24 protein-coding genes are annotated in these 25,404 nt (G+C 62.6%); 2 read left to right on the top strand and 22 right to left on the bottom strand.

Going from position 1 to position 25,404, the window contains the following annotated elements; genetic code table 11:
- Position 1: 1 nt before the first annotated feature.
- From pyrF to pyrR, 7 genes are read right to left on the bottom strand one after another with little or no spacing between them, the layout of a single operon-like run.
- The gene (gene pyrF / locus ACZ881_RS02975) at positions 2–877 is read right to left on the bottom strand and encodes an orotidine-5'-phosphate decarboxylase (protein ID WP_091467805.1); all 876 of its coding nucleotides are present in this window, start codon (positions 875–877) and stop codon (positions 2–4) included.
- Positions 870–4,178, bottom strand: coding sequence for a carbamoyl-phosphate synthase large subunit (gene carB, locus ACZ881_RS02970; protein ID WP_091467807.1), 3,309 nt, complete (start codon positions 4,176–4,178; stop codon positions 870–872). Before carB ends, pyrF begins: the two co-directional genes overlap by 8 nt.
- A complete protein-coding gene (gene carA / locus ACZ881_RS02965; protein WP_364305362.1) occupies positions 4,178–5,425 on the bottom strand; it encodes a glutamine-hydrolyzing carbamoyl-phosphate synthase small subunit in 1,248 nt (415 codons plus the stop codon). Before carA ends, carB begins: the two co-directional genes overlap by 1 nt.
- Positions 5,406–5,927: a PH-like domain-containing protein gene (locus ACZ881_RS02960; protein WP_476112428.1), complete on the bottom strand. Its 522-nt coding sequence runs from the start codon at positions 5,925–5,927 to the stop codon at positions 5,406–5,408. Before ACZ881_RS02960 ends, carA begins: the two co-directional genes overlap by 20 nt.
- Positions 5,927–7,252, bottom strand: a complete 1,326-nt coding sequence (locus ACZ881_RS02955) for a dihydroorotase (protein WP_476112426.1) — start codon at positions 7,250–7,252, stop codon at positions 5,927–5,929. Before ACZ881_RS02955 ends, ACZ881_RS02960 begins: the two co-directional genes overlap by 1 nt.
- Positions 7,252–8,259 (bottom strand): aspartate carbamoyltransferase catalytic subunit, encoded by a 1,008-nt coding sequence (locus ACZ881_RS02950; protein ID WP_364305365.1) that lies wholly within the window; start codon positions 8,257–8,259, stop codon positions 7,252–7,254. The genes ACZ881_RS02955 and ACZ881_RS02950 overlap by 1 nt, the downstream gene beginning before the upstream one ends.
- Positions 8,256–8,840: a bifunctional pyr operon transcriptional regulator/uracil phosphoribosyltransferase PyrR gene (gene pyrR / locus ACZ881_RS02945; RefSeq protein WP_476112424.1), complete on the bottom strand. Its 585-nt coding sequence runs from the start codon at positions 8,838–8,840 to the stop codon at positions 8,256–8,258. The genes ACZ881_RS02950 and pyrR overlap by 4 nt, the downstream gene beginning before the upstream one ends.
- Positions 8,841–8,950: 110 nt before the next feature.
- Here pyrR and ACZ881_RS02940 point away from each other — a divergent pair, with 110 nt between their 5' ends.
- Positions 8,951–10,234 carry a PrsW family intramembrane metalloprotease gene (locus ACZ881_RS02940; protein WP_476112422.1) on the top strand — a complete coding sequence of 428 codons (1,284 nt, stop codon included), beginning with the start codon at positions 8,951–8,953 and terminating at the stop codon, positions 10,232–10,234.
- Positions 10,235–10,320: 86 nt separating this feature from the next.
- On the opposite strand, the gene nusB is transcribed toward ACZ881_RS02940, so the two are convergent.
- From nusB to ACZ881_RS02870, 14 genes are all read right to left on the bottom strand, one after another.
- Positions 10,321–10,731, bottom strand: coding sequence for a transcription antitermination factor NusB (gene nusB, locus ACZ881_RS02935; protein ID WP_018777735.1), 411 nt, complete (start codon positions 10,729–10,731; stop codon positions 10,321–10,323).
- Entirely contained in the window at positions 10,731–11,294 is a 564-nt protein-coding gene (gene efp, locus ACZ881_RS02930) for an elongation factor P (protein ID WP_024816828.1), read from the bottom strand. Before efp ends, nusB begins: the two co-directional genes overlap by 1 nt.
- Before the next feature lie 155 nt (positions 11,295–11,449).
- Positions 11,450–11,971: a tetratricopeptide repeat protein gene (locus ACZ881_RS02925; protein ID WP_091467819.1), complete on the bottom strand. Its 522-nt coding sequence runs from the start codon at positions 11,969–11,971 to the stop codon at positions 11,450–11,452.
- Positions 11,968–13,059 (bottom strand): 3-dehydroquinate synthase, encoded by a 1,092-nt coding sequence (gene aroB, locus ACZ881_RS02920; RefSeq protein ID WP_091467821.1) that lies wholly within the window; start codon positions 13,057–13,059, stop codon positions 11,968–11,970. Before aroB ends, ACZ881_RS02925 begins: the two co-directional genes overlap by 4 nt.
- A complete protein-coding gene (locus ACZ881_RS02915) occupies positions 13,056–13,613 on the bottom strand; it encodes a shikimate kinase (protein ID WP_476112418.1) in 558 nt (185 codons plus the stop codon). Before ACZ881_RS02915 ends, aroB begins: the two co-directional genes overlap by 4 nt.
- Entirely contained in the window at positions 13,613–14,812 is a 1,200-nt protein-coding gene (aroC, locus tag ACZ881_RS02910; RefSeq protein ID WP_420178203.1) for a chorismate synthase, read from the bottom strand. The genes ACZ881_RS02915 and aroC overlap by 1 nt, the downstream gene beginning before the upstream one ends.
- A 26-nt stretch (positions 14,813–14,838) precedes the next feature.
- Positions 14,839–15,693: a shikimate dehydrogenase gene (locus ACZ881_RS02905; protein WP_454810916.1), complete on the bottom strand. Its 855-nt coding sequence runs from the start codon at positions 15,691–15,693 to the stop codon at positions 14,839–14,841.
- A complete protein-coding gene (gene mltG / locus ACZ881_RS02900) occupies positions 15,690–17,399 on the bottom strand; it encodes an endolytic transglycosylase MltG (RefSeq protein WP_476112415.1) in 1,710 nt (569 codons plus the stop codon). Before mltG ends, ACZ881_RS02905 begins: the two co-directional genes overlap by 4 nt.
- Entirely contained in the window at positions 17,396–17,986 is a 591-nt protein-coding gene (gene ruvX / locus ACZ881_RS02895; protein ID WP_476112413.1) for a Holliday junction resolvase RuvX, read from the bottom strand. The genes mltG and ruvX overlap by 4 nt, the downstream gene beginning before the upstream one ends.
- A 2-nt stretch (positions 17,987–17,988) precedes the next feature.
- Positions 17,989–20,667 (bottom strand): alanine--tRNA ligase, encoded by a 2,679-nt coding sequence (gene alaS / locus ACZ881_RS02890; RefSeq protein WP_476112411.1) that lies wholly within the window; start codon positions 20,665–20,667, stop codon positions 17,989–17,991.
- A gap of 115 nt (positions 20,668–20,782) precedes the next feature.
- The gene (locus tag ACZ881_RS02885; protein WP_208295800.1) at positions 20,783–21,013 is read right to left on the bottom strand and encodes a hypothetical protein; all 231 of its coding nucleotides are present in this window, start codon (positions 21,011–21,013) and stop codon (positions 20,783–20,785) included.
- Positions 21,014–21,067: 54 nt separating this feature from the next.
- Entirely contained in the window at positions 21,068–21,442 is a 375-nt protein-coding gene (locus tag ACZ881_RS02880; protein WP_017197541.1) for a DUF948 domain-containing protein, read from the bottom strand.
- 157 nt (positions 21,443–21,599) lie between these two features.
- A complete protein-coding gene (rpsD, locus tag ACZ881_RS02875; RefSeq protein WP_011774968.1) occupies positions 21,600–22,220 on the bottom strand; it encodes a 30S ribosomal protein S4 in 621 nt (206 codons plus the stop codon).
- A gap of 205 nt (positions 22,221–22,425) precedes the next feature.
- Positions 22,426–23,922, bottom strand: a complete 1,497-nt coding sequence (locus tag ACZ881_RS02870) for a replication-associated recombination protein A (RefSeq protein WP_476112408.1) — start codon at positions 23,920–23,922, stop codon at positions 22,426–22,428.
- Positions 23,923–23,963: 41 nt separating this feature from the next.
- Between ACZ881_RS02870 and ACZ881_RS02865 the strand changes: the two genes are divergently transcribed.
- On the top strand, positions 23,964–24,563 hold the full coding sequence (locus ACZ881_RS02865; protein ID WP_476112406.1) for a Vms1/Ankzf1 family peptidyl-tRNA hydrolase: 600 nt from the start codon (positions 23,964–23,966) through the stop codon (positions 24,561–24,563).
- Here ACZ881_RS02865 and ACZ881_RS02860 read toward each other — a convergent pair.
- Positions 24,560–25,342, bottom strand: coding sequence for a GNAT family N-acetyltransferase (locus ACZ881_RS02860; protein ID WP_476112404.1), 783 nt, complete (start codon positions 25,340–25,342; stop codon positions 24,560–24,562). The genes ACZ881_RS02865 and ACZ881_RS02860 overlap by 4 nt on opposite strands.
- Between the last annotated feature and the right edge of the window lie 62 nt (positions 25,343–25,404).

Raw genomic sequence — 25,404 nt, 5'->3', positions numbered from 1 at the left:
CTTACTCTGAGCGAAGCCCGGCCAGCGTCCCTTCCGTTGCGGCACGAAGGCCGGCCAGGGACGGACCAGCGGCCAGGATCCCCCGGCTGGAGGTCGCCAGGACAGTGGGGTAGGCAACGCCGAACGTCGCTCGAAGATCGGCCGGAGTGGCCCCCTGGGCACCAAGACCAGGAGCCAGGATCGGCCCGCGGACAGGGCCGAGGTGGATGTCCAGATCCTCAAGCGCGGAACCGATAGTGGCTCCAACAACCAAGCCAACAGAACCAAGGGAGCCCGCGTACCGCTGGTTCTCGGCCGCAGCCGCGGCCACGATCCTGCGCGCCACCGAGTCGCCTCCGCCGACATGCTGGACAGACTTGCCTTCAGGGTTCGATGTCAGTGCAAGTACAAACACTCCCCTGCCGTACTGCGCAGCAAGGTCCAAAGCGGGGCGCAGCGACTCAAAGCCAAGGTAGGGGCTCAGTGTCACGGAGTCCGCAGCCAAGGACGAACCATCCCGCAACCAGGCATCCGCATACGCCGCCATGGTGGAGCCGATGTCCCCGCGCTTGGCATCGGCGATGCTGAGCACACCTGCCTCCGTGGAGGCAGCCAGGGTGCGCTCCAGGACTGCCATGCCGGCGGAGCCGTGACGCTCATAGAGTGCCACCTGCGGCTTGACCGCGGCAGCGAGGGAAGCCACGGCCTCCACCACTGTCAGCGAAAAGCGTTCCAGTCCCGCGGCGTCGTCGTTCAATCCCCATTCAGCCAAGAGCTGCGGGTGCGGATCGATTCCAACGCACAGCGGACCGCGCGAGGCCATGGCGGCAGCCAGCCGGGAGCCAAAAGACTCCCGGACCGGCTGCTGCCCTTGCTCTGGTGAAGCAGACTCAGGCATTGGCTGCTTCCACTGCTGCTGCCAGGTTGGCAGCGTGCTCCTGCAGGCTGGTCACGGACCATTCGTAGGTGCGCAGCGCCTCAATGGCCTGCACTGCGGCGTTGAACTCGGCAACGGTGGTGATGCAGGGAATGCCGATGGACGTTGCCGCGGCACGAAGTTCGTATCCGTCGCTGCGGGCTTCGCCACCGGAGGGCGTGTTGAAGACCATGTCGATCTCGCCTGCAATAACCAGGTCCGCAATGGTGCCTTCGCCTTCTGCGCTGCTGCCCTCGGCAACCTTGCGGACCGGAGTCGCCTGGATGCCGTTGCGACGCAGGACGTCAGCCGTGCCACCGGTGGAGACGATCTCGAAGCCGAGGTCCGAGAGGCGCTTGACGCCCATGATGACCGAACGCTTGTCACGGTTGGCTACCGAGACGAAGATCTTGCCTTCGGTGGGCAACGCGTTGTTGGCAGCGGCCTGGCTCTTGGCGAAGGCGGTGTCGAAGTGCTTATCGATGCCCATGACTTCACCGGTGGAGCGCATTTCCGGGCCCAGCAGGGAATCGACGACCTTGCCTTCAGGTGTACGGAAGCGGCTGAACGGAAGGACCGCTTCCTTGACGGCAACCGGGGCGTCCAGGGGCAGGGTGGAGCCGTCACCGGACTCCGGCAGCATCTTGTAGGCGCCGCGGAGCTGGTTGATGGTCACCCCCGTGCCGATGAGGGCTGCCGCCTTGGCCATCTGCACACCCGTTGCCTTGGAGACGAACGGAACCGTGCGGGAAGCGCGCGGATTGGCTTCAAGGACGTACAGGACGTCGGAGGCCAACGCGAACTGGATGTTGATGAGGCCGCGGACACCCACGCCTTCGGCAATGGCACGGGTTGCCGTGCGCACGCGCTCGATCACGTTATTGCCCAGGGTAATCGGAGGAAGCACGCAAGCGGAGTCACCGGAGTGGATGCCGGCTTCTTCGATGTGTTCCATGATGCCGCCGAGGTACATGTCAGTGCCGTCAAAGAGCGCGTCGACGTCGATTTCGACCGCGTCTTCGAGGAACCGGTCAATCAGCACCGGGTGGTCCGGGGTAATTTCCGTGGCATTGGCGATGTAGCGGGAGAGGTTTGCTTCGTCGTACACGATCTCCATGCCACGGCCGCCCAGGACGTAAGACGGGCGGACCAGTACCGGGTAGCCGATTTCGTCGGCGATCTTCTTGGCGTCCTCGAAGGAAACGGCGGTGCCGTTCTTCGGGGAAGTCAAGCCGGCTTCGTCAAGGACGCGGGCAAAGGCACCGCGGTGCTCGGCGAGGTCGATCGCTTCCGGCGACGTGCCAAGGATCGGAACACCAGCGTCGGCGAGCTGCTGTGCCAGCTTCAACGGAGTCTGGCCACCGAGCTGCACGAAGACACCCATGACGCCACCGGTGCGCTCTTCAGCGGCGATGACCTCGAGGACGTCCTCAAGGGTCAGCGGCTCGAAATAAAGGCGCGTGGAAACGTCGTAGTCGGTGGAGACGGTCTCGGGGTTGCAGTTGACCATGACGGTCTCGTAGCCGGCCTTGCGCAGCGCCATGGAGGCGTGGACGCAGGAGTAGTCGAACTCGATGCCCTGGCCGATGCGGTTGGGCCCCGAGCCAAGGATGATGACAGAGGGCTTCGCGTGCAGGCCTACCTCATCCTCCTCGTCGTAGGACGAGTAGTGGTACGGGGTGTAAGCAGCAAACTCAGCGGCACAGGTGTCCACCGTCTTGTAGACCGGACGAATGCCCAAAGCCTGGCGGACGCCACGGACCACTGCCTCGTTGTTGTGCGTCAAGGCACCGATCTGCTCGTCGGAGAAGCCGTGGCGCTTGGCGTTACGCAGCATTTCCTCGGTGAGCACGCCGGCCTTGCGGATCTCCTGCGCAGTCTCGTTGAGAAGCTGCAGCTGGTCCAGGAACCAAGGGTCGATCTTGGTGGCTTCGAAAAGGTCTTCCACCGTGGCGCCACCCAGGAGGGCGCGCTGCACCTGGTGCAGGCGGTCCGTCGTGGGACGCTTGGCCTTCTCGATGAGCTCGGCAACCTCGTACTCCGGCACGGAGCTGAAGTCCAGCTGCGAGCCCTTCTGCTCCAAGGAGCGAAGGGCCTTCTGCAGGGCTTCGGTGAAGTTGCGGCCCATGGCCATGGCTTCGCCAACAGACTTCATGGTGGTGGTCAGCGTGTTGTCGGCTGCCGGGAACTTCTCGAAGGCGAAACGCGGAACCTTGACCACTACGTAGTCCAACGTGGGCTCAAAGGAGGCCGGCGTCTTCTGGGTGATGTCGTTCGGGATCTCGTCCAGTGTGTAACCGAGGGAGAGCTTGGTTGCGATCTTGGCAATTGCGAAGCCCGTTGCCTTGGAGGCCAGCGCGGAGGAGCGGGATACGCGCGGGTTCATTTCGATGACCACTACGCGGCCCGTGGCGGGGTCGATGGCGAACTGGATGTTGCAGCCACCGGTGTCCACGCCAACTTCGCGGATGACGGCGATGGAGACGTCGCGGAGCTTCTGGTACTCGCGGTCTGTGAGGGTCAGCGCCGGTGCAACCGTGATGGAGTCACCGGTGTGGACGCCCACGGGGTCGAAGTTCTCGATGGAGCAGACAACAACGACGTTATCGTTCTTGTCGCGCATCATTTCAAGCTCGTACTCTTTCCAGCCGAGAATGCTCTCTTCGAGCAGGACCTCGGTGGTGGGGCTGTACTGGAGGCCCTGGCCGACGATGCGGCGGAGGTCGTCCTCGTTGTAAGCCAAGCCTGAGCCCAGGCCACCCATGGTGAAGGACGGCCGGACCACCATGGGGTACCCGAGATCCTCGGCAGCGGCGAAGGCCTCTTCCATGGTGTGGATGATGTGGCTGCGTGCGGACTCCGCGCCACAACGCTCCACAACACCCTTGAACTTCTCACGGTCTTCCCCGAGCTCAATGGCAGCAATGTTCGCGCCAATGAGTTCCACGTTGTACTTCTCCAGCACACCGTTCTTGTCCAATGCGATGGCAGTGTTCAGGGCCGTCTGGCCACCCAAGGTAGGCAGGATGGCGTCCGGACGCTCCTTGGCGATGATCTTCTCCACCACCTCGGGGGTGATGGGCTCAACGTAGGTGGCATCGGCGAACTCGGGGTCCGTCATGATGGTGGCCGGGTTGGAGTTTACGAGGATGACCCGCAGGCCCTCCTCCTTGAGGACGCGAAGTGCCTGGGTACCGGAGTAGTCGAACTCGGCCGCCTGGCCAATGACGATGGGGCCGGAACCGATGACAAGGACGCTCTTGAGATCTGTACGCTTGGGCATTACTTCTTGTCCTCAGTCTTGGAGTCGGTGGAGTTGGCGCCTGTGGCCTTGGACTTGGTATCGGCCATGAGGTCGATGAAGCGGTCGAAGAGGTAGGCAGCATCGTGCGGTCCGGCCGCCGCTTCGGGGTGGTACTGGACCGAGAACGCAGGGATGTCGAGGCAGGCGAGTCCTTCAACGACGTCGTCGTTCAACGAAACGTGGCTGACTTCAACGCGACCGAAGCGCTCTTCCGGCGCTACGGTGGAGCCGTTCAGCGGCGCGTCAACAGCAAAGCCGTGGTTCTGCGACGTGATTTCCACCTTGCCGGTCCGGCGGTCCATCACAGGCTGGTTGATGCCCCGGTGGCCGTAACGGAGCTTGTAGGTGCCGAAGCCCAGGGCACGGCCCAGGATCTGGTTACCGAAGCAGATGCCGAAGTACGGGAGTTTCTCATCCAGCACCGAGCGCAGCAGGGAAACCTGGTGGTCGGCCGTAGCGGGGTCGCCGGGTCCGTTGGACATGAAGAAGCCGTCAGGGTTGACCGCGTTGACGTCCTCCAGGGTGGACGTGGCCGGCAAGACGTGCACGCGCACGCCGCGCTCAGCGAAGCGCACCGGAGTCATTGCCTTGATACCAAGGTCAACGGCAGCGATGGAGAAGCGCGGCTCGCCTTCCCAGCCGTGGTCCTTGGGCTCCACGACGTAGGCCTCGTCAATGGAGACTTCCTCAGCCAGCGCTGCGCCTTCCATGGGCGCACTGGCCAGGACAGCGTCCAGCAGTTCCTTGTCGGTGGCCTGCGCGGCCTCGCCGGAGAAAATACCTGCGCGCATGGTCTTGTGCTCGCGGAGGTGGCGGGTGATGGCGCGGGTGTCTACGCCCTGGATGCCAACGATCCCCTGCTCCACCAGTTCATCATCGAGGCTTCGTTCGGACCGCCAGTTTGAGGGGCGGCGGGCGGCGTCGCGCACAATGTACCCTGCCACCCAGATGCGGCGTGACTCAGCGTCTTCGCTGTTGACGCCGGTGTTGCCGATGTGCGGCGCAGTCTGGACCACCAGCTGACGCGCATAGGAGGGGTCGGTGATGGTCTCCTGGTAGCCGGTCATGCCGGTGGCGAAGACGGCCTCACCAAGAGCGGTTCCCTGGGCTCCGTAGCTGCGGCCGCGGAACATGCGGCCGTCTTCGAGCACGAGTACTGCTGCTGAGGGGGTGGGTGTGGTGGCTGCTTTACTATCCGTCACTTTATTACTTTCCACTATCGGCATCTGCCTGAGGGGCTGCGGAGATCAATTCTTGGAGGGCTTCGAGGAGGAGCTGCTTGTCGGTTGCGTGCCTGGAACGGAATCCGGTGTCGAGTTCCCGGTCACCAAGCTTCCAGTTGACGACCAGGAGCCCGTCCTTTTCGACGAATTTCCCGGCCATACCGTTGGCTTCGCGGCTGTCCACCAGGGCGGCTCGCGGGATGAACACAGGGGCGGCACCGGATCGGTCGAACAGCACGCCTTCTGCGTGGATGCTCAGTTCCGCATTTGTCCGGATACCCAGGCCCTGCACTGCGATCCGGTCCAGCCAGTCGCCCGCGGTGGTGGTGGCAACGTATTGGCCGTCCGCGACCACCGTTGCCGGCGTCAGCTGCTCCGGCACCCCGGGAAGGCGTTCGACGTCGGTTTGTCGCCTCAGCCGGTTCCTCCATCCCAGCCAGATCATCGCCAGGACGACGACGATCAGCGGCACCGTGATGAGCACGGTCAGTGTTTGGTTGTCCATTAGTTGCTGCTGACTGCCGGGTACCTGTACGGCGTGTTGAGCTGGCCGTCGAGGACGGTTGGGTGACCCTTGAAGAAAGTAGCCACCACGGATCCGGGCAGCTCTTTGCCCTTGAACGGTGAATTGCGGCCCATGGTTGCCATTTTATGGGGGTCAACGGTCCAACGCGCAGCAGGGTCCACCAGGATGACATTGGCGGGCTCGCCAACCTCCAACGGTCGGCCCTGATCAACCACCCGGCCGATGACTGCCGGCGCGAACGAGGTAACCCTGGCGAAGTCGGCCCAGGTCATCAGGCCGGTTTGGATCATGGTCTCCTGGACCACGGACAAAGCGGTTTCAAGGCCGGTCATTCCCATTGCTGCCTGCGCCCATTCGCATTCCTTGTGCTCGCTGGGGTGCGGGGCGTGATCGGTTCCCACGACGTCGATGGTGCCGTCCGCCAAGCCCTCACGGAGGGCTTGAACGTCGGCGTCGGTACGCAGCGGCGGGTTGACCTTGTAGACGGGGTCGTAGCTACGGACCAGCTCATCGGTGAGGAGCAGGTGGTGAGGGGTGACCTCGGCAGTGACATTGATTCCACGCGCCTTCGCCCAGCGCACGATTTCCACGGAACCTGCCGTGGAGACGTGGCATACGTGGAGACGGGAACCAACATGCTGGGCAAGCAGGACATCGCGGGCAATGATGCTTTCCTCGGCGACAGCCGGCCAGCCGGTGAGTCCCAGCACCGCGGAAACAGCACCTTCGTTCATCTGTGCGCCAGCGGTAAGGCGCGGCTCCTGCGCATGCTGGGCCACCACGCCGTCGAACGCTTTGACGTATTCCAAGGCCCGGCGCATGAGGACGGGATCGTGGACGCAGATGCCGTCGTCGGAGAACATCCTGACCTGGGCACGGGAATCCGCCATGGCCCCCAGCTCGGCGAGCTGCTCCCCCGCCAAGCCCACGGTCACGGCACCGACAGGACGCACATCCACCCAGCCGGACGCCCGGCCCAGGCTGTGAACCTGCTCCACGACGCCCGCGGTGTCTGCCACGGGGTTGCTGTTGGCCATGGCGTGGACCGCGGTGAAGCCACCAAGCGCGGCGGCCCGGGTGCCGGTTTCCACCGTTTCGGCGTCTTCGCGGCCGGGTTCGCGCAAGTGGGTGTGAACGTCCACCATGCCAGGCAAGGCAATGAGGCCTTGGGCGTCGATGACTGTTGCGTCGTCAGCTGACAAGTCCTTGCCGCGTGCTTCAATGACGCCGTCACGGATCAAGAGATCTTCAGCTTCGCCGCCGAGGATGGCGGCCCCACGAATCAGGTAGGTGTTCTCGGCCATCAGTTGGTCTCCTTGCTGGACTGGCTTACGTTCGGGGCGGCTTCACGGGAGTCCCCGGAGAGCAGCAGGTAAAGGGCGGCCATACGGACTGAGACACCGTTCCGTACCTGCGCGAGCACAGTGGAACGCGGCGAATCCGCGGCTGCCGAAGATATTTCCAGCCCCCGGTTCATGGGGCCGGGATGCATGATGATGGTGTCCTTCATGCCGAGATCGTCCAGTGCCCGGAGCCTGGCGTCGTCGAAACCCCAGCGGCGCGAGTACTCGCGGGTCGAGGGGAAGAACGACGCGTTCATGCGCTCGCCCTGCACACGCAGCATCATCATGGCGTCGATGCCGGCCTCCAGCGTCTCGTCCAGGTTGTAGCTGACCTTGCAAGGCCAGTGCTCGACGCCGATGGGCAGCAGCGTGGGCGGTGCCACCAGGGTGACCTCAGCGCCAAGGGTCTTCAGCAGCCAGACGTTGGACCTGGCGACCCGGGAGTGCAGGACATCCCCGGCGATTGCTACCCGCATGCCCTTCAGGTCTGCTCCCGTGGACTCGGTGCCGTTGACCTGCGACCAGTGCCGACGCATGGTGAACGCGTCCAGCAGCGCCTGGGTTGGATGCTCGTGGGTGCCATCGCCGGCATTGATAACAGCTGCGTCAATCCAGTCAGTGGCAGCGAGCCGGTGTGGCGCCCCGGAAGCCCAGTGGCGGATGACGACGGCATCCGCACCCATGGCTGCGAGTGTCTGCGCCGTGTCCTTGAGAGACTCCCCTTTGGAAACCGAGGACCCCTTGGCGGCGAAGTTGATGACATCGGCTGACAGGCGTTTGGCCGCGGCCTCGAAGGATATACGGGTACGGGTGGAGTCCTCGAAGAAGAGGTTGACTACGGTACGGCCGCGCAGCGCCGGTAGTTTCTTTACTTCACGCTCGCCGACTGCGGACATTTCCTCAGCCGTGTCCAGAACACGAATGGCGTCGAAAAGACTGAGGTTTTCGGTGGAAAGGAGGTGTTTCACTTGCCGGCCTCAATAACTACCTCGTTGACGGGCACGCCGTCCACGGAGTCGATCTCCTCGAGGTGGACCCGGACCTTTTCAGATGAGGAAGTGGGCAGGTTCTTGCCCACGTGGTCTGCACGGATGGGAAGCTCGCGGTGGCCCCGGTCCACCAACACAGCCAAGCGCACTATCCGCGGACGGCCGAGGTCAACCAAAGCGTCCAGCGCGGCGCGAATGGTCCGGCCCGAATAAAGGACGTCGTCGATCAGGACAACAACCTTGTTGTCGATCCCGGACAACGGAAGCCGTGTGTGGCGTGGGGGCCGCGTGGGCTGGTGGGAGAGGTCGTCACGGAACATGGTGACATCCAGCTGGCCGACCATCGTCTCGGCGTTCACCGCGGGGTCGGCCGCTGCAATCTTGTTGGCAAGCCGCACTGCCAAAGGATAGCCGCGGCTGGGAATGCCCAACAGGACCAGGTCCTTGGAACCCTTATTGGCTTCGAGGATCTCGTGGGCGATACGAGTGAGCGCACGGTCAATGTCCGCCTGATTGAGAACAACCCGCGACGGCACGTGCGCTGAAGTGACTTCAGTCATCGCTCGTCTCCCCTTTCCCCGCCTCACGGGACGGAATTAAAAAAGGAATATTTGCTTTTCAAAGCTACCACGGCGCCCCTTTCCCACCTCACCGGGGACGGTAGTGAAGCGTGAGTTTAAGCTCACACTTCGCAGTGTGGAATAGGCTCGTGCCCATGACCATGAACCACCACGGCCAACCGTATCCGCGGCCTTATCTGGAACCTGGCGCCAATCCCACCTGGATCGGCCGCGTCCAGCCGGGGAACTATCAACCGGCTCCGGGTAATCCGACGTCCCTCCCCCGCCAAACCTGGGCAATGCCGCCGGCGCCGCCAGGTCGCAGGTCCTGGGGCATGCTTCCGTTACTCATTGTGGGAACCGTTCTGGTCTTCGGCAGCCTGCTGCTGGTGGTGCCGTTCCTGCTGGGTAATACCGGCATTACCGGTTTCGTGGTCGGCTTCATCGCCTCCCTTGTTCCACTGTCCGTGGTGCTGTTGACAGTACGCCTGATCGATCGCTGGGAGCCCGAGCCAAAGAGGCTCCTGTGGTTCGCTTTCACTTGGGGTGCCGCGGTTTCCATTGCCGGGACACTGCTCATCCAGCCGGTGTTCGCACTCGCCGCACCAACCTCCAGCGAAGAAGCATTCACCTACTTCATGGCCACGGTCCAGGCCCCCATCGTGGAAGAGTTCACCAAGTCTCTTGGGTTGCTGGTCCTGATCCTGGCTGCCCACAAGTACTTTGACGGACCTGTGGACGGTGTCGTCTTCGCCTTCACCATTGCCGCAGGCTTCGCCTTCACGGAGAACATCCTCTACTTTGGCCGCGAAATAGCCTCATCCACCGACCCGGGCACCGACTTGGTCCGAATTTTCATCCTCCGTGGAGTCATGTCGCCGTTCGCCCACGCGGTGTTCACGGGGACCACCGGACTGATCATGGGCTTCGCAGCCCGGAAATGGCACTCGGGCTATGCCGTCCTGGCGTTCTTCGTCGGTTTGCTGCCCGCGATGTTCCTGCACAACCGCTGGAACAGCATGGGGCAGAACTTCCTGGTGGAGTACTTCGTGGTCCAGGTGCCGATCTTCCTGATCGCTGCTGCAGGCATCATCCTTCTCCGCGTTGCCGAAGGAAAAATCACCCGCCAGCGGCTTCTCGAGTATGCCCGGGCAGGCTGGTTCACGCCAGCAGAAGTGGAGATGCTGGCCACGTCACGAGGCCGGCGGCAGGCTGTTCGTTGGGCGTCGTCGCGCGGTCGCGGCAACCAGATGAAGTCATTCATCAAAGGGGCCACGGCACTGGCGTTTACCCGGCAGCGGATCCTCAGTGGCCGGGACGTCCACGTTCACCAGCACGATGAACTGGAGCACCTGCGCAGCATCCCCTCCCTCAGGGCGGCCGTGCTTCAGTAGCGCACCGGACCTGCTGGTAATACGAATGCTGGTAATGCAAAAAGGACCCGCATCCTGTGGATGCGGGTCCTTTTCCTCATGAATGCCTAAGCGAGAAGTGACGGCTTGAGCTTCTGCAAGCGGCCAAGCAGCCCGTTGATGAAGGCTGGTGACTCGTCGGTGGACATCGTCTTGGCAAGGGCCACAGCTTCGCTGACAGCTACGCCGTCAGGAACTTCGTCATTGTAGAGAAGTTCCCAAGCGCCGATACGAAGGATGATGCGGTCTACGGACGGCATACGCTCCAATGTCCAGCCCTGGGCGTAGGTCTCCAGGAATTCATCGATGGTCGCCTGCATGGAAACAACGCCCTCCACGATTTCCACCGTGTAAGGGTTGATGACAAGGTCGGTCTTCTCCCGGCGCGCTGTCATCGCGTCGAAAGCCGAAACGGAACGCTGCTCCGCCTCGAAAAGTACTTCGAGCGCCCTGCTACGGGCTTTACCGCGTGCGCTCACTAGTCGTTGACCCGGCCCAAGTAGCCGCCATCGCGGGTGTCTACCTTGACCTTGGTGCCCTGCTCGACGAACAGCGGAACCTGGATTTCGTAGCCCGTCTCCACAGTTGCGGGCTTGGTGCCTGCCGAGGAGCGGTCGCCCTGAAGGCCCGGCTCCGTATAGGTGATCTCGAGGACAACGCTCGGGGGCAATTCGATGTACAGCGGCGTGCCCTCGTGGATGGCAATGTTGACCATCTGGTTCTCGAGCATGAAGTTGGTGGCGTCGCCTACAGTGGCACCGGAAACGGTGATCTGGTCGTAGTCCTGAGTGTCCATGAAGACGAAATCTTCGCCGTCCTGGTACAGGTACTGGTAGTCGCGGCGGTCAACCGTTGCGGTTTCGATCTTCAGGCCGGCGTTGAAGGTCTTATCGACCACCTTGCCGGACATGACGTTGCGCATCTTGGTGCGAACAAAGGCGCCGCCCTTGCCCGGCTTGACGTGCTGGAACTCAATGATGTTCCAGAGCTGGCCCTCGAGCTTCAGTACGGTCCCGTTCTTGATGTCGTTTGTGGTTGCCACTCGTATCCTCTGGTTTCTCTCACTGGTTCAAGCTGCCAGTTTGTCTATGCCAAGCAGGCATGCCAAACGGCCCGCCAGCGCGTATTTATCAAAAATCCAAGAACCATTCTACCGGCAAATACTGCCACGGCTTGCGAGCTGCTTTTCCCGCTGCTTCAGGAAGCCAGTTCAAGTACATTCCGGGCCCTTTGCAGGGCAACAGCGGAAGAGTAGATCAGCGCCGCATCGGCGGCCATGGCGACGCGGAGATCCAAGGCCTTGGCGAATTCCTCGGATGCGGCCAGTGCATTGCCGCTGACAAAGTATGCCCTGCCCAGATACTGGTGCACGATCGCTTCCTTGGAGCTGCCCTGGACGTCCTGCAACAGGTGCCTGAACAACTGCACCGCACGGTCCAGCCGGTTGGTTGCCCGGTGGACTTCCGCTTCAAAAATCCTCAACCGGAACGACTCCGGATCTTTGTAGCGCGCCTCGGCCAACAGCTCAGCCGCCTCGTTGGGCTGGTTGTCCAGCAGTAGGGCCATGATGCGGTCCGCGGGGTCTTCCGACGCCGCGAGGGCGGACTCCATGACTTCCTCATTGACTACCACGGGAAGCAAGGTATCCGGGTTCATCCGGACTCCGGGGAAACCGGCAGTAGGCCAGTCGCTGATGCCTTCCCGAAGAGTGACGGTCATGATGCGATCTCCTGGTAGGCGGCAAACAGGAGTGACGTGTCAGGGACCTCCAGGATGCCCGGCTTGGCAACGCCGTCAAGGACAACGAACCGGAGGAGATCGCCACGGGACTTCTTGTCCCGGCGCATTCCATCCAGAAGACCCTGCCAGCGGTCCCTGCGGTACGTGATGGGCAGGCCAAGGCTCTCCAGGATGGTGCGGTGTCGGTCTGCGTCAGCATCGGACAAACGCCCGACACTTCGCGACAACTCGGCAGCGAACATCATTCCCACGGAAACGGCGGCGCCGTGACGCCATGAGTAGCGTTCCACGAGCTCGATGGCGTGGCCCAGCGTGTGACCGTAGTTCAGGATTTCGCGGAGGCCGGACTCCTTGAGGTCCTGGGAAACGACTTCAGCCTTCACGGAAATCGCGCGTTCAATGAGCTCCCGAACTACATCGGATCCCGGATCCATTACTGCGTCGGTGTTCTTTTCCACGAGGTCGAGGATTGCAGGGTCAGCGATGAAGCCACACTTGATGACCTCGGCCATCCCTGAAATAAGCTCGTTCTTCGGCAGGGTCTGGAGCGTGTCCAAGTCAGCCAGGACTGCGGCCGGGGGGTGGAAGGAGCCCACAAGGTTCTTGCCCTCGGCAGTGTTGATGCCTGTCTTGCCTCCCACCGAGGCATCCACCATGCCCAGCAAGCTCGTGGGCATGTGGATGACTTTGACGCCACGGAGCCACGTGGCTGCCACGAAGCCTGCGAGGTCCGTTACAGCGCCGCCACCAACTGCCACGATGGCGTCGGACCGCGTGAAATCGTTCTGGCCCAGCACTTGCCAACAGAACGCCGCAACCTGGATGTGCTTGCCCTCTTCAGCATCCGGGATTTCGGCTGTGAGTGCCGTGAACCCTGCAGCCTCAAGTTCGTCCCGGACGGTATCGCCGGTCAGGCGCAAGGCCCGCGGGTGGATCACCAGAACTCGTCGTACGCGTTCGCCAAGCTTGGCGGGCAGGGTGTCCAACAGCCCGCGGCCCACCACGACGTCGTAGTTCTCATTAACCGACTGGCCGGTCACCTTGATGACAGTTGCTTCGTTGCTCACTTTTCAACTTCCTCTTTCAAGGCTGCATGCTGGAGCAGCCGCTCCTCCAAATGGAGGCCGATTTCTGCCACGGATCCGGAACGGACATCCACGACAATGTCCGCGAGACGCTCATAGACGGGACGCCGGGTGGCAAACAATGCTTCCCAGCGGGTCATGGCGTCACCCTGCAGCAGTGGCCGTCCGGTGTTCCGGGCAATCCTGTCTGCGACCGTTTCCGCATCGCATTCCAGATAGACAACGGTGCACTCCCCCAGCAACTGCTGGGTCCCGGAGTCAAGAACCGCCCCGCCGCCCAGGGAAATGATGGCCGGATCTACTTTGGCAGACTCAATGGCCTTCGCCACTGCCCGCGCTTCAATCTCGCGGAACGCATGCTCTCCCCTGCCGGCGAAGATGTCTGCAATGCTGCCGTGGGCAGCTACCACCACCGCGTCAGTGTCCACGAACGGTACACGGAGCTGGTGGGCCAGTTGCTGGCCGATCGCCGATTTTCCGACGGCCATGGGGCCCACGAGAACAACGGGGCGGCCATCCGGGATAGCGCCAACCACTACCGGCCGACCGAGTCCAGGGTGGCCGGGATGCTCTCAAGGTAGCTCTGCAGATTCCGCTGGGTCTCCGCGACGGAGTCGCCACCGAACTTCTCGGCGACAGCCTCGGCCAGAACCAAAGCCACCATCGCCTCCGCCACAACGCCGGCTGCGGGAACCGCACAAACATCTGAACGCTGGTGGTGTGCCTTGGCAGGCTCACCCGTGCTGACATCGATGGTGCGAAGTGCGCGAGGGACCGTGGCAATTGGTTTCATGGCCGCCCGAACACGAAGAACCTCACCGATGCTCATGCCGCCTTCGATGCCACCGGCCCGGTTGGTCTGGCGAACGATCTTGCCATTTCCGTCCTTGAGGATCTCATCGTGGGCAGCAGATCCACGGCGTGCAGCCGTGAGGAAGCCGTCGCCCACTTCTACACCCTTAATGGCTTGGATGCCCATGAGTGCGGCCGCGAGGCGGGAGTCGAGGCGACGATCCCAGTGGACGTAACTGCCGAGTCCCGGGGGAAGCCCGTATGCCAGGACCTCTACCACGCCACCCAGGGTTTCGCCTTCCTTGTGGGCAGCATCAACCTCAGCCACCATCGCGTTGGACGTCTCGCGGTCGAAACAACGCAGGGGGTCGGCGTCGAGGGCTATGACGTCCTGCGGCAACGGCAAAGGCCGGCCTTCGGGCACTGTCACGCTGGCAATGGAAACGGTGTGGCTTACCAACTCGATGCCCAGTTGCTTCAGGAACTGTGCAGCGACGGTACCAAGAGCCACTCGCGTGGCGGTCTCGCGTGCGCTGGCACGCTCAAGGACCGGACGGGCTTCGTCGAAGCCATACTTCTGCATGCCCGTGAAATCGGCGTGCCCCGGGCGCGGACGGGTCAAAGGTGCATTGCGGGCTTGGTCGGCGAGGACCTTGGGGTCCACGGGATCAGCAGACATGATCTGCTCCCATTTAGGCCACTCGGTGTTGCCAACCTGGATGGCAACAGGGCCACCCTGGGTAAGTCCATGCCGGACGCCACCCATGATGGTGACCTCGTCCTGTTCAAACTTCATGCGGGCACCACGTCCATAGCCCAAGCGTCGACGCGCCAACGCGTCACGAATCTGCCCGCTGGTGAGTTCAACACCGGCAGGCACGCCTTCAACAATTCCGATCAGGGCCGGACCATGGGATTCACCGGCAGTCAACCAACGCAACATATAACCAATCCTGCCATGTAAGGCTTCTAGAACACTCGCCGGGGAAGCCCGACTGAGTCGCACATCACATCTATGACGGCGGCATCCACGTCACAGCCGCTGAAACGCCTGATCTGCTCGGCCGCCTGATACATCAGCATCTCCAGGCCCGGGACTACCGCTCCCCCGTGACCATGCCACACTTCCGCGAGGCGACTGGGCCAAGGATCGTAGGCAACATCCAGCAGGACTCCAGCCCCGGTGCCGGGCAACTCCGCAAGCTCCTCAGCCAACGAATCGGCAGCGCGAGGCGGGAACGTGGAGATCACCAGATCCGTGCCGGCCACAGCAGTTGCCGCTTCCGTCAGGGGCCGGATGGCCAGGGAAATTCCGACGGCGGCTGCGGCCGCTTGCGCATCGCCGGCACGTCCCGCGTCGCGAACGAAAACGTCGACGTGACGGGCCCCAAGTTCCTGCACAGCGGCTACAGCCGCAGCTGAGGTGCCACCGCCACCAAGGATGGCCGCGTGGGGTGCGGCTGCGACGCCCGCGTAGCGGACCGCTTCCACTATGCCGGCAACATCAGTGTTGTAACCCACCCGACGGACCTGTCCGGCGTCGTGCTCGAAAACCACCGTGTTGATAACGCCCAGATGGGCGCCGGCGCCACGGACTTCGTCCACTTCCTTGACCATGGCTGACTTCAGCGGCATGGTGACCGAGAGGCCGCACCAAGCGTCATCTCCGCGGAGCGAGTCCATGAAAGAAGGAAGCCGTTCCACAGTGACGTCGATGGCCGAGTACTCGATATCCACACCCAACTTGGCGTAGGCAGCTGAGTGCAGTGCCGGAGATTTCGAGTGTGAGATCGGGTGCCCCAGTACCGCGGCGCGACGACTCACACACACCGTCCCGCGTTGGCCTGGCACCACGCGTTGTACTGCTCAACGTAGGTGTTGTGCTCAGCCAACGTCTTGGAGAACTTGGTTTCCTTGCTGTCCAGGTTGATGGTCACCCAGTAGAGGTATTCATTCTGCGTTGGCTTGGCTGCAGCATCAATCGCTGTCTTTCCAGGCGAGCCAATAGGTCCTACCGGTAGCCCGACGTTGGCGTACGTGTTGTAGGCGTTGGACTTGTCGGCCTTTTCTTCCTCAGTGAGGTGGAACGACTTCTTGCCCAAGCCGTACGTCACAGTGGCATCGGACTGGATCAGGCCGCTGGTCTCTACGTTGTTGGGCTTGAGCCTGTTGTAAATGGCTCCGGCCACGTTCCCGTAATCTGCCTGACCACCTTCGGCCTGCACGATGCTGGCGATGGTTACGGTGTCGTACTGCTTGGCGGGGTCCGTAACGCCCTGGGCTTTGAGTTCATCAAGGGTGGTGGTCACCAACTTCTGGATGATGTCCTTCGCGGGCGTCCCCAGCTCAAACCGGTATTCGCCCGGGGCAAGGAAGCCTTCCAGGTTTTTAGCCTTGGCAGGAACTCCGAACTGCGCCGGGGCCTGGTTCAAGGCGTTGAGCTGCTGCATGGGAATGCCGGAACCCTTGGAAATGGCCTCCAGTGACTCATTGATGCGCAAGCCGGCACTCAGAGCGAAATACATCACTTTGCCGGCGTCCTTGTTGACGAGGACAGCCACGGCGTCGGAGTTCTTCATTTCGGTACGGAACGTGAAGTCACCCGGAGACAGTTCCCCGCCTTCACTCAGGAACGCCTCAACAAAGGCATCGGGGTCTGCAACCACGCGGTTTTGAACGAGCTCGTTGGCTACGGCCTTGGGACCGGATCCCTCGGGTACGGTGATGGTCACCGATCCCGTTCCGGGACCCGGGTAATCGGTGACCCTATCCATGCCCAGCAGGGGCTTCAGGAACTGTGCACCAATGGCGATGGCGGCGACGAAGACACCCAGCGTGATCAGGAGAGCCAGGACACGACGACGGCGGCGGGCCTTCTTCGCGGCAGCCTTGGACGCCGGACTGGCAGCAGGGGCAATAAGGTCATGGTGGTGCTCATCATGGAGATGAACGTCATCGTGAAGTTCTTCGTGGATGTCCAGCTCATAGTGGCCGTCATGCGCAGCGAACTCGTGCTGGTCATGACCGTCGTGAATATCACCGTGATCAACGGCGGCGTGTTCACTGAGGTCGTGTTCTCTGACCTCGTGTCCACTGACCTCGTGTTCACTGGCCTCTTGGGCGTGGACTTCATCCTCGTGGACATGGACGTCTGCCTCGTGCAGGTCCGCGTGATGACTTCCCTGCTCACCAAGCACCTGTGCTGCGTGCACCTCGGCGTCGCCGGCCTCATCGACAGGCGGCGCGGGCGTTGGGGGTGCCACAGGAGTCGGCGGTGCTACAGGTGTTGGGGGCGCGACGGGTGTGGGGGGCGGCGTCACGGGCGCAGATTGCACGGCCGGGACTGGTCGGGGCAATTCCGGCTCAACTTCCGCCGAGGGAACCGCCTCTCCCGGAGTCGCTTCAGGAACGGGCACCACATTGTGGTTCTGCGTGGCGAGGAATCGTTCACGCGCCCGCAGCTCTTTGCGGGTTAGCGACATACCGCCGCCGGCGGTTCCGCTGGAGGGGTCGTTGTTGACCGGGCTCACAGTTGCAGTCCCCTCTTAGAAGAATCGGATTCACGGCCTGAGGCAGCCCGCAGCGTTGGGGCACTGCTGGGTTTCTCGGACTGCGCCGGTGCCTGCACTCGGCGGCCAACGTCCGTTCCTCGGGCTTTTTGCATGTCGATTGCGTGCTGAAGTATTCCAGCAGCGGCAACCTGATCAACCACTTTACGGTGGTTCTTGCTGCTCATGCCAGCTTCGTGCAGGTTGCGGTGTGCCGTCACAGTGGAAAGTCGCTCATCGACGAGGTTTACGGGAACGTTCAAACCGGCGCGCGAAAGCTCACTGGTAAGAAGGTCCGCGTAGTCCATGGCCATTTGGGCAGACGCGCGTTCCTCGCCCTTCATGGTTCGTGGTAGACCCACAAAAATCTGGACCGCCGGCAACTCCGCCGCGTGCTTGACCACTACGCGAACATCGGAGTTTTTCTTGCTGTCCCGCCCTACCGTCTTGAACGGGGTGGCCAATATCCCCTCGGGATCACAAATGGCCAGACCCACCCGGACGGTACCGACGTCTACCCCCAGCTTGATGCCGTGGGGGTAGACGCCGCTGTCAGTACTGGAATTCACCGTCAGCGCTTGGCTATCGCATCCACCACCGCTGTGAGGGCCTCGGAGACCTTCCCAGCGTCGGTGCCGCCGCCTTGGGCGACATCGTCCTTGCCGCCGCCGCCGCCACCGAGGATCCCTGCGGCAAGGCGGACAAGCACGCCGGCCTTTACGCCTGCTTCCCGGGCAGCCTCGTTGGTGGCGATTAGAATGACGGGCCGGTCATTGCTTACACCCGCAACAGCCACGGTGGAGGCCTCCGAACCCAGGCGATTACGCAGATCGAGGGCGAGGTTGCGCAGATCGTCAGCTCCGCCCACCTGACCGGCGTCGTGAGTTACCACCCGAACACCAGCGGCATCCTTGGCGGTACCCACCAGGTTAGCGGCCGCTGCTGCAAGCTGTTCCTTGCGGAGACGGTCAAGCTCCTTCTCCGTGGCCTTGAGCTTGTTCAGGGTGCTGGAGATGCGGTCAGCAAGTTGTCCGGACGGAACTTTCAAGAGTTCCGTGAGCTCGGAAACCAGAGCACGCTCGGCTGCCAAGTGACGGAATGCGTCCAAGCCAACAAAAGCCTCGACACGACGGTTTCCGGACCCAACAGACTGTTCGCCCAGCAAGGAAAGGCTGCCGATCAGGGAAGTGTTGGAAACGTGGGTGCCACCGCACAATTCGCGGGACCAGGCGCCGTCGATCTCCACTACGCGGACTTCGCTGCCGTAGTTCTCACCGAACAGAGCCATGGCGCCCAGTGCTTTGGCTTCAGGGAGCCCCATGACTTTGGTGTCCACCCGGTAGTTGTTCCGGATGGCGATGTTGGAGACCTCTTCGATTTCAGACCGTGTGGCGGTGCTCAAACCCTCGCCCCAGGCGAAGTCGAAGCGAAGGTACCCGGCCTTGTTGTAGGAACCGCGCTGAGTAGCTTCCGGGCCCAGGATCTGGTGCAGTGCCGCATGCACAATGTGCGTGCCGGTGTGGGCCTGCTCGGCAGCATGGCGGCGTTCACGGTCGACGGCGGCGCGCACCAGCGCGTCGGAACCGATCTCACCTTCACGGACAATTGCTTTGTGCACGCTCAGGCCCTTGATGGGACGCTGCACGTCCAGGACCTCCACCACGAAACCATCGCCGGTGATGAGGCCGGTGTCAGCCGACTGGCCACCGGCTTCTGCATAGAACGGGGTTTCGTTGAGGACCAACTCAATCTCATCGCCTGTGGAGGCGTGCGCTACGGCACGGCCACCGCTGACGATGCCGCGGACCTTTGCCTCGCCCTCAAGTTCGTCGTATCCCGTGAAGACGGTCTCACCCTTGCCGAGGAGCTCCTGGTAGGCGCTGAGGTCGGCGTGGCCGCCCTTCTTGCCCTTGGCATCGGCCTGGGCACGCTGGCGCTGCTCGAGCATGAGCGCACGGAAGCCTGCCTCGTCCACCTTGAGCCCGGCCTCTTCCGCCATTTCCAAGGTCAGGTCAATCGGGAAGCCGTAAGTGTCGTGCAAGGCGAAAGCGTCCGCGCCGGACAGGGGAACGCCGGCAGCCTTCGATTCGGCTACTGCATCCTCCAAGCGGGCCGTACCGGAAGCAATAGTGCGCAGGAACGCCTTTTCTTCGGCGTAGGCAATACGGCTGATGCGGGCAAAATCAGTCTCCACCACCGGGTAGACGCCCTTCATGGCGTCGCGGGAGGCGGGAAGGAGGTCAGGCAGGCAAGCTTTTTCGACGCCGAGCAGGCGCATGGCGCGTACAGCGCGGCGGATGAGCCGGCGCAGCACGTAGCCACGGCCCTCATTGGACGGTGCGACGCCGTCAGCGATGAGCATCAACGCAGAACGAATGTGGTCGCCAACGACGCGCATGCGGACATCGTCCGTGTGGTGCGGGTCTTCCGGAGATTCAGCCGAGGTGTACTCGCGGCCGGACAATTCAGCAGCTTTGTCGATGACCGGACGGACCTGATCGGTCTCATACATGTTTTCGACACCCTGGAGGATCATCGCGAGACGTTCCATGCCCAAGCCGGTGTCAATGTTCTTCTGCGGCAGTTCACCAACGATGTCAAAGTCCACCTTGGAGCGGACGTTCTCGATCTGGTACTGCATGAACACGAGGTTCCAGATTTCGATGTAACGGGTCTCGTCGGCCAGGGGGCCGCCTTCGATTCCGTAGGCAGGGCCGCGGTCGTAATAGATCTCCGAGCAGGGGCCGGCCGGGCCTGGCTGGCCAGTCGACCAGTAGTTGTCAGCCTTGCCCATCCGCTGGATGCGCTCTGCCGGAATTCCGGTGTTCTTGAGCCACAGCTCCTTGGCTTCGTCGTCCTCTTCGTAGACAGTCACCCAAAGACGTTCGGCCGGAAGCCCGTAACCGCCGTCGTCAACACTGGTGGTGAGCAGCTCGAAAGCGAACTTGATGGCGTCTTCCTTGAAGTAATCGCCAAAGGAAAAGTTGCCACACATTTGGAAGAACGTGCCGTGGCGGGCGGTCTTGCCCACTTCCTCGATGTCTCCGGTGCGGATGCACTTCTGGACGCTCGTTGCACGGCTGTAGGGAGGCTCTTCGCGCGCGGTCAGGTAAGGAATGAAAGGCACCATTCCGGCCACAGTGAAGAGAAGTGACGGGTCGCTGGAAACGAGCGACGCGGAGGGAACGGCGGTGTGGCCCTTGTTGACAAAAAAGTCCACCCAGCGCTTGGTGATCTCCTGCGACTTCATTAGCTGATTACTTACCCTTCTCAATTCACTGCACACGATGTGCGCGGAACCGGCTGGTGCCGTTCCGCAGCTTTCCATTCTGCCCTGTTGAGGGCGTGGGGGCGAACCGCTCCCACTAGCGCCGAGCGGCTCCGGCGTCGTCGATCCCCAACGCTGCCCGCAAATCCTCTTCGCGTTGATGCATCCCTGTACGCACGGCGTCGGCAAAGTCGAACAGTCCGTCAGCCATCCGGCCGACGGCACGATTAAGGCCCTCCGGCCCAAGGTTCGCTTGCGCTTCGGTGATCTTACGGAAGGCAATGACGCCGATGGCGACGCCGATGCCCATCCAGACAATTCTCTTCATGAGGTTTCAGTCTCCCTGTAATTCAGCAGTTGGCTTGTTCGGCGGCTGACTTGTTCAGCGGCTGCGACGGCCGGAGGAAGGCGTCCGGCGTCCGGCGAAGGCAGAACGAACGCCATAGCTGAAGGCAGCCACCTTGATCAGCGGTGAGCCTACCGTGGCTGCAACGAGCGAGGACAACGCGGAGATGTTGGCCGATGCATCGGAGACGTTGGAGGCGATGCCGTCAACCTTCTTCAACTGCTGGTTGGTGGTGGTGACCGTTGCAGTCACTTCATCCATCAGGGGCGTGGCGCCGTCGCTGATGGAACGGATGGAGGTCCGCACCTCGTCAAAGACGCCGCCCAGCTTCAAAATGGGCACGGCCAAAAGCAAGACGAGGAGCGCGAAGACTCCTGCTGCGATGAGGCCGGCGATGTCGCCACCAGACATAGAATTTCTCTCCTTGGATCGTTTCGCTGCCTCGCACCAGCCGGTTCACGGCTTTGGCCGAAGCCTCCCCAAGTACCTTACCTATTTGGACCGGTACCTTACATACAAAGAAGCCCGCGGCGTGTGCCACGGGCTTCTTTGTATGCGCTGCTTGAATTTAGCGAGCGTAGAATTCGACGACGAGCTGCTCTTCGCAGATCACGGGGACCTCGGAGCGCTTCGGGCGACGAACCAGGCGGGCCTGAAGGGCGTCAATCTTGACGTCCAGGTATGCCGGCACGTTGTTGAGCACGTGTGCGCCAGCGGCTGCCACCTGGAACGGGGGCATAACCTCGGAGCGGCTGTGAACGTGGATGAGCTGGCCTTCGCCAACGCGGAAGGACGGGCGGTCCACGCGGATGCCGTCAACCATGATGTGGCGGTGCACAACCAGCTGGCGGGCCTGTGCGATGGTGCGGGCGAAGCCTGCACGGAGCACGAGGGCGTCCAAACGCATTTCGAGCAGCTCAACCAGGTTTTCACCGGTGAGGCCCTTGGTGCGGCGTGCTTCTTCGAAGGCACGGGTCATCTGGGCTTCGCGGATGCCGTACTGGGCGCGCAGACGCTGCTTTTCGCGCAGACGTACGGCGTAGTCGGAGTCCTGCTTCTTGCGGGCACGGCCATGCTCGCCGGGGCCGTACGGACGGCGCTCCATGTACTTGGCGGCCTTGGGGGTCAGAGCAATGCCGAGTGCACGCGAAAGGCGTGCGGTACGGCGAGCACGAGTGTTGTTAGCCACTTGTGTCCTTCCAATTACTGCGGTGTGTCAGTGTTACTGGCCTCCATCAGGGAGAGCATCGGCCAACCGCTGCCTCTTGCTACTAGCCCGGGCGCACAGCACTATTGAAGAAATCTTCAAAGGGGTTGTGCGTCGGGCCATGCCAGACAAGCAATTATCCTATCACGCGCAGGGCCGCCACCCGCAGTTGGCCTGATCCTGCCGGCTACTCCCCGCGTACGATCTTGCGGAGCCGTTCCAGCCTGGCGGCAATATCCCGTTCAGCTCCGTTATTGGTGGGCTGGTAATAGTCCTTACCCACCAGGTCATCCGGCGGATACTGCTGGGTTGCCACACCGTGTGGTTCGTCGTGCGCGTACTTGTAGCTCTTGCCATGGCCCAACTGTTTGGCCCCGGGGTAGTGCGCGTCACGCAAATGCAGGGGAATGCCGCCACCAAAACCGGCACGAACGTCGGCCACCGCTTTGTTCAAACCCATATAGGCGGCATTGGACTTGGGCGCAGTGGCCAGGTGGACCACGGCTTCGGCCAACACGATGCGGCCCTCCGGCATACCGATCAACTGCACTGCCTGCGCCGCCGCGACTGCAGTCTGCAACGCCGTGGGGTCGGCCATGCCAATATCCTCGGCCGCCGAGATCACGATCCGTCTCGCCACGAACCTTGGGTCCTCCCCGGCTTCAAGCATGCGTGCCAAATAGTGCAAGGCCGCGTCCACGTCCGAGCCCCGGATGGACTTGATGAACGCACTGGCCACATCGTAGTGCTGGTCGCCGGCGCGGTCGTAGCGAACGGCCGCCGCATCCAAAGCGCGTTCAGTATGCCGGAGTTCCACCAATACCGGAGCGTCAGGCAGGCCGTCGTTGGCTAGTCCGGATTCGCCGCCGTCAGGGTCGCCCTCCCCTTCGGCCACTATTGGGGCGTCGTCCGAAATATCGACGGCGGTAGAGTCACCGAAGGCGACGCCGGCAGCTGCTTCCAGTGCTGTCAGCGCCCGTCGGGCATCACCGCCGGATAGCCGGACCAGGTGGTCCAATGCCTCAGGGCTAAGCTCCACACGGCCGGCAAGGCCGCGGGCGTCGGCCACAGCCCTCTGCAGGAGACCCGAAATGTCGTCATCGGTGAGCGGCTTCAGGGTGAGCAGGAGTGAGCGTGACAGGAGCGGCGACACCACGGAGAAGGAAGGATTTTCCGTCGTTGCAGCTACCAGCACAACCCAGCGGTTCTCGACACCGGGCAGCAGTGCATCCTGTTGGGCCTTGTTAAAGCGATGAATCTCGTCGAGGAAGAGAACCGTGGTTTTCTTGTACAGATCCCGGGCCGTCAGGGCCTCGTCCATGACGCGCCGGACGTCCTTGACTCCGGCGGTGATTGCCGACAACTCAACGAACTTACGTCCGGGTCCGCGCGCGATCACGTGGGCGAGCGTGGTCTTCCCTGTTCCGGGAGGCCCCCAAAGGATCACCGAGCTCGGACCCGCCGGGCCGGCAGCCTCAGCACCCGCTGCCAGTTGCCGCAAAGGCGAACCTTGCCCCAGGAGGTGCTGCTGCCCTACCACCTCGTCCAGCGACCGGGGACGCATTCTTACCGCCAGTGGACTGCGTTGGGAAGCCATCCAATGAGCATCGGAGGGACCCCCTGACGCAGGCAGATCCTCCGACTCGTCGTCGTCAACTGCACCGGCACCAAAGAGATCTTCCACATGGATAGGCTACTCATAGTTCCAGCAAAGGAGACATCGACGTGGATCGCCGAGCATCTGCCCCGCACCAGCCTTCCGGCAGGCGGACCGCTTTGGTGCCCGCGGCCAGGTTGCAGGGTTGGGCCGACCGGTTCGCGGCGAGCCACGGCGCCGTTGCTGAAGACCTCGACGACGGTGGGCTGCTCCTGCGGGCAGCCGACGGTGCGACTGCAATGTTGAAGGCCCCTTGGCCGGCTGACGGACGTCCGGGACGGGGCGGTACTGAGCTGGAACGCCTGGCTGCGCTTGCGAACCAGGAACGGGGGCTTGGACTGCTCCTTATTCGCAGGGGCGGCTACGCCATAGCTGCTGCCAGCGGCTCCACGATCCTGGCTTCGAAGAGCGGCAGTCGTTTCCTCGAAGCCAAAGCCACGGCAGAACAGGCCTCCCGCATCTTCAACGAACACCGCATTGAGTACATCGTCCCGGGCGGCGACCGCGTCCTGGTGGATCAGCTTCTCTCCCAGCCCTTGCTCAAAGCCCTAGCAGGACGGACTCGCTTAGCCTTCCTGGACTTTCAAGGGCCAAAGACTGCCGTGCTGGCGAAAGCGGCTGCCGACGCCTGCTCTGTGCGCATTACGGTCACCGACCCGCAACCCTAGCAGCCGCTGGACGCACGCCTCAGCGGCGCCTGCCGGTACAGGTAGCTGCCGGAGTGGGCGAAACCTGTTTGCGAGTACAGTATCTGCGCTCCACGATTGGCCTCGGTGACAAGGAGCCAGAATCCCTTAAGATCCTGCCGGGTCCCGGCGTGCAACAACGCAGTCAGCACGTCCGTCCCATAGCCGCGCCTGCGGTGCCCGGCCGCCGTCGCCATGCTGTAAATTCCGCCCCAACCATCCACCAGGGCGAGACGCCCGACGGCGGCGGGGACGCCGTCGTCGTCCCTCACCGTTGCGAACAGCGCCGGACAGCCGGTGAGAATCCTGTGGGCGACGGACAGTTCTGCACTACCGCCACGGCCGTCCACGGACCACCAGACGCGCAGCCATTCTTCGGAGGGCTCATCAGCCAGTTCAACGTTCCGTCCCGAACTGCTGACCGGCAGCTCATCCATGCCGCGGACCATGATCCTTGTTGCGGATTGCCTGGTGAAGCGTTGCTCATCCAGGACAGCATTGAGTCCGGCACTGCGGGAGTCGTCGAACACCTGGAAGATCAAGGGAAGGCGACGATGCCGATACCACTCCGCTGCTGCACGCACGGCTCTTGTGATGCCCGGCTTGCCGTTCGGGCCGCCGCCCGAGGTGCTTGGCCACACGGAGTTAGCCCTCTGAGTCACTCCGCCCGAAGCACGGAGGACCCACTCCCCCGATTTTTCACGCTCAAGGGCGGGCCAGGCCTTGTCCATAAGTGTTTCCAGGACTGCTTGCTCCATCATGCGGGTCTCCTTGTGGCTGGAACGCAAAAAGCTCCCCACATCAGTGAGGAGCCTTTTGGGCA

It is taken from the genome of Paenarthrobacter sp. TE3676 (assembly GCF_056279165.1).
This window is presented reverse-complemented; position numbering and strand designations above follow the sequence as displayed.

Excerpts from the sequence above, each read along its gene's own strand:
- pyrF (WP_091467805.1), bottom strand. The coding sequence starts at position 877 with ATGCCTGAGTCTGCTTCACCAGAGCAAGGGCAGCAGCCGGTCCGGGAG.
- carB (WP_091467807.1), bottom strand. The coding sequence starts at position 4,178 with ATGCCCAAGCGTACAGATCTCAAGAGCGTCCTTGTCATCGGTTCCGGC.
- carA (WP_364305362.1), bottom strand. The coding sequence starts at position 5,425 with ATGCCGATAGTGGAAAGTAATAAAGTGACGGATAGTAAAGCAGCCACC.
- ACZ881_RS02960 (WP_476112428.1), bottom strand. The coding sequence starts at position 5,927 with ATGGACAACCAAACACTGACCGTGCTCATCACGGTGCCGCTGATCGTC.
- ACZ881_RS02955 (WP_476112426.1), bottom strand. The coding sequence starts at position 7,252 with ATGGCCGAGAACACCTACCTGATTCGTGGGGCCGCCATCCTCGGCGGC.
- pyrR (WP_476112424.1), bottom strand. The coding sequence starts at position 8,840 with ATGACTGAAGTCACTTCAGCGCACGTGCCGTCGCGGGTTGTTCTCAAT.
- ACZ881_RS02925 (WP_091467819.1), bottom strand. The coding sequence starts at position 11,971 with ATGACCGTCACTCTTCGGGAAGGCATCAGCGACTGGCCTACTGCCGGT.
- aroC (WP_420178203.1), bottom strand. The coding sequence starts at position 14,812 with ATGTTGCGTTGGTTGACTGCCGGTGAATCCCATGGTCCGGCCCTGATC.
- alaS (WP_476112411.1), bottom strand. The coding sequence starts at position 20,667 with ATGAAGTCGCAGGAGATCACCAAGCGCTGGGTGGACTTTTTTGTCAAC.
- ACZ881_RS02885 (WP_208295800.1), bottom strand. The coding sequence starts at position 21,013 with ATGAAGAGAATTGTCTGGATGGGCATCGGCGTCGCCATCGGCGTCATT.
- ACZ881_RS02880 (WP_017197541.1), bottom strand. The coding sequence starts at position 21,442 with ATGTCTGGTGGCGACATCGCCGGCCTCATCGCAGCAGGAGTCTTCGCG.
- ACZ881_RS02860 (WP_476112404.1), bottom strand. The coding sequence starts at position 25,342 with ATGATGGAGCAAGCAGTCCTGGAAACACTTATGGACAAGGCCTGGCCC.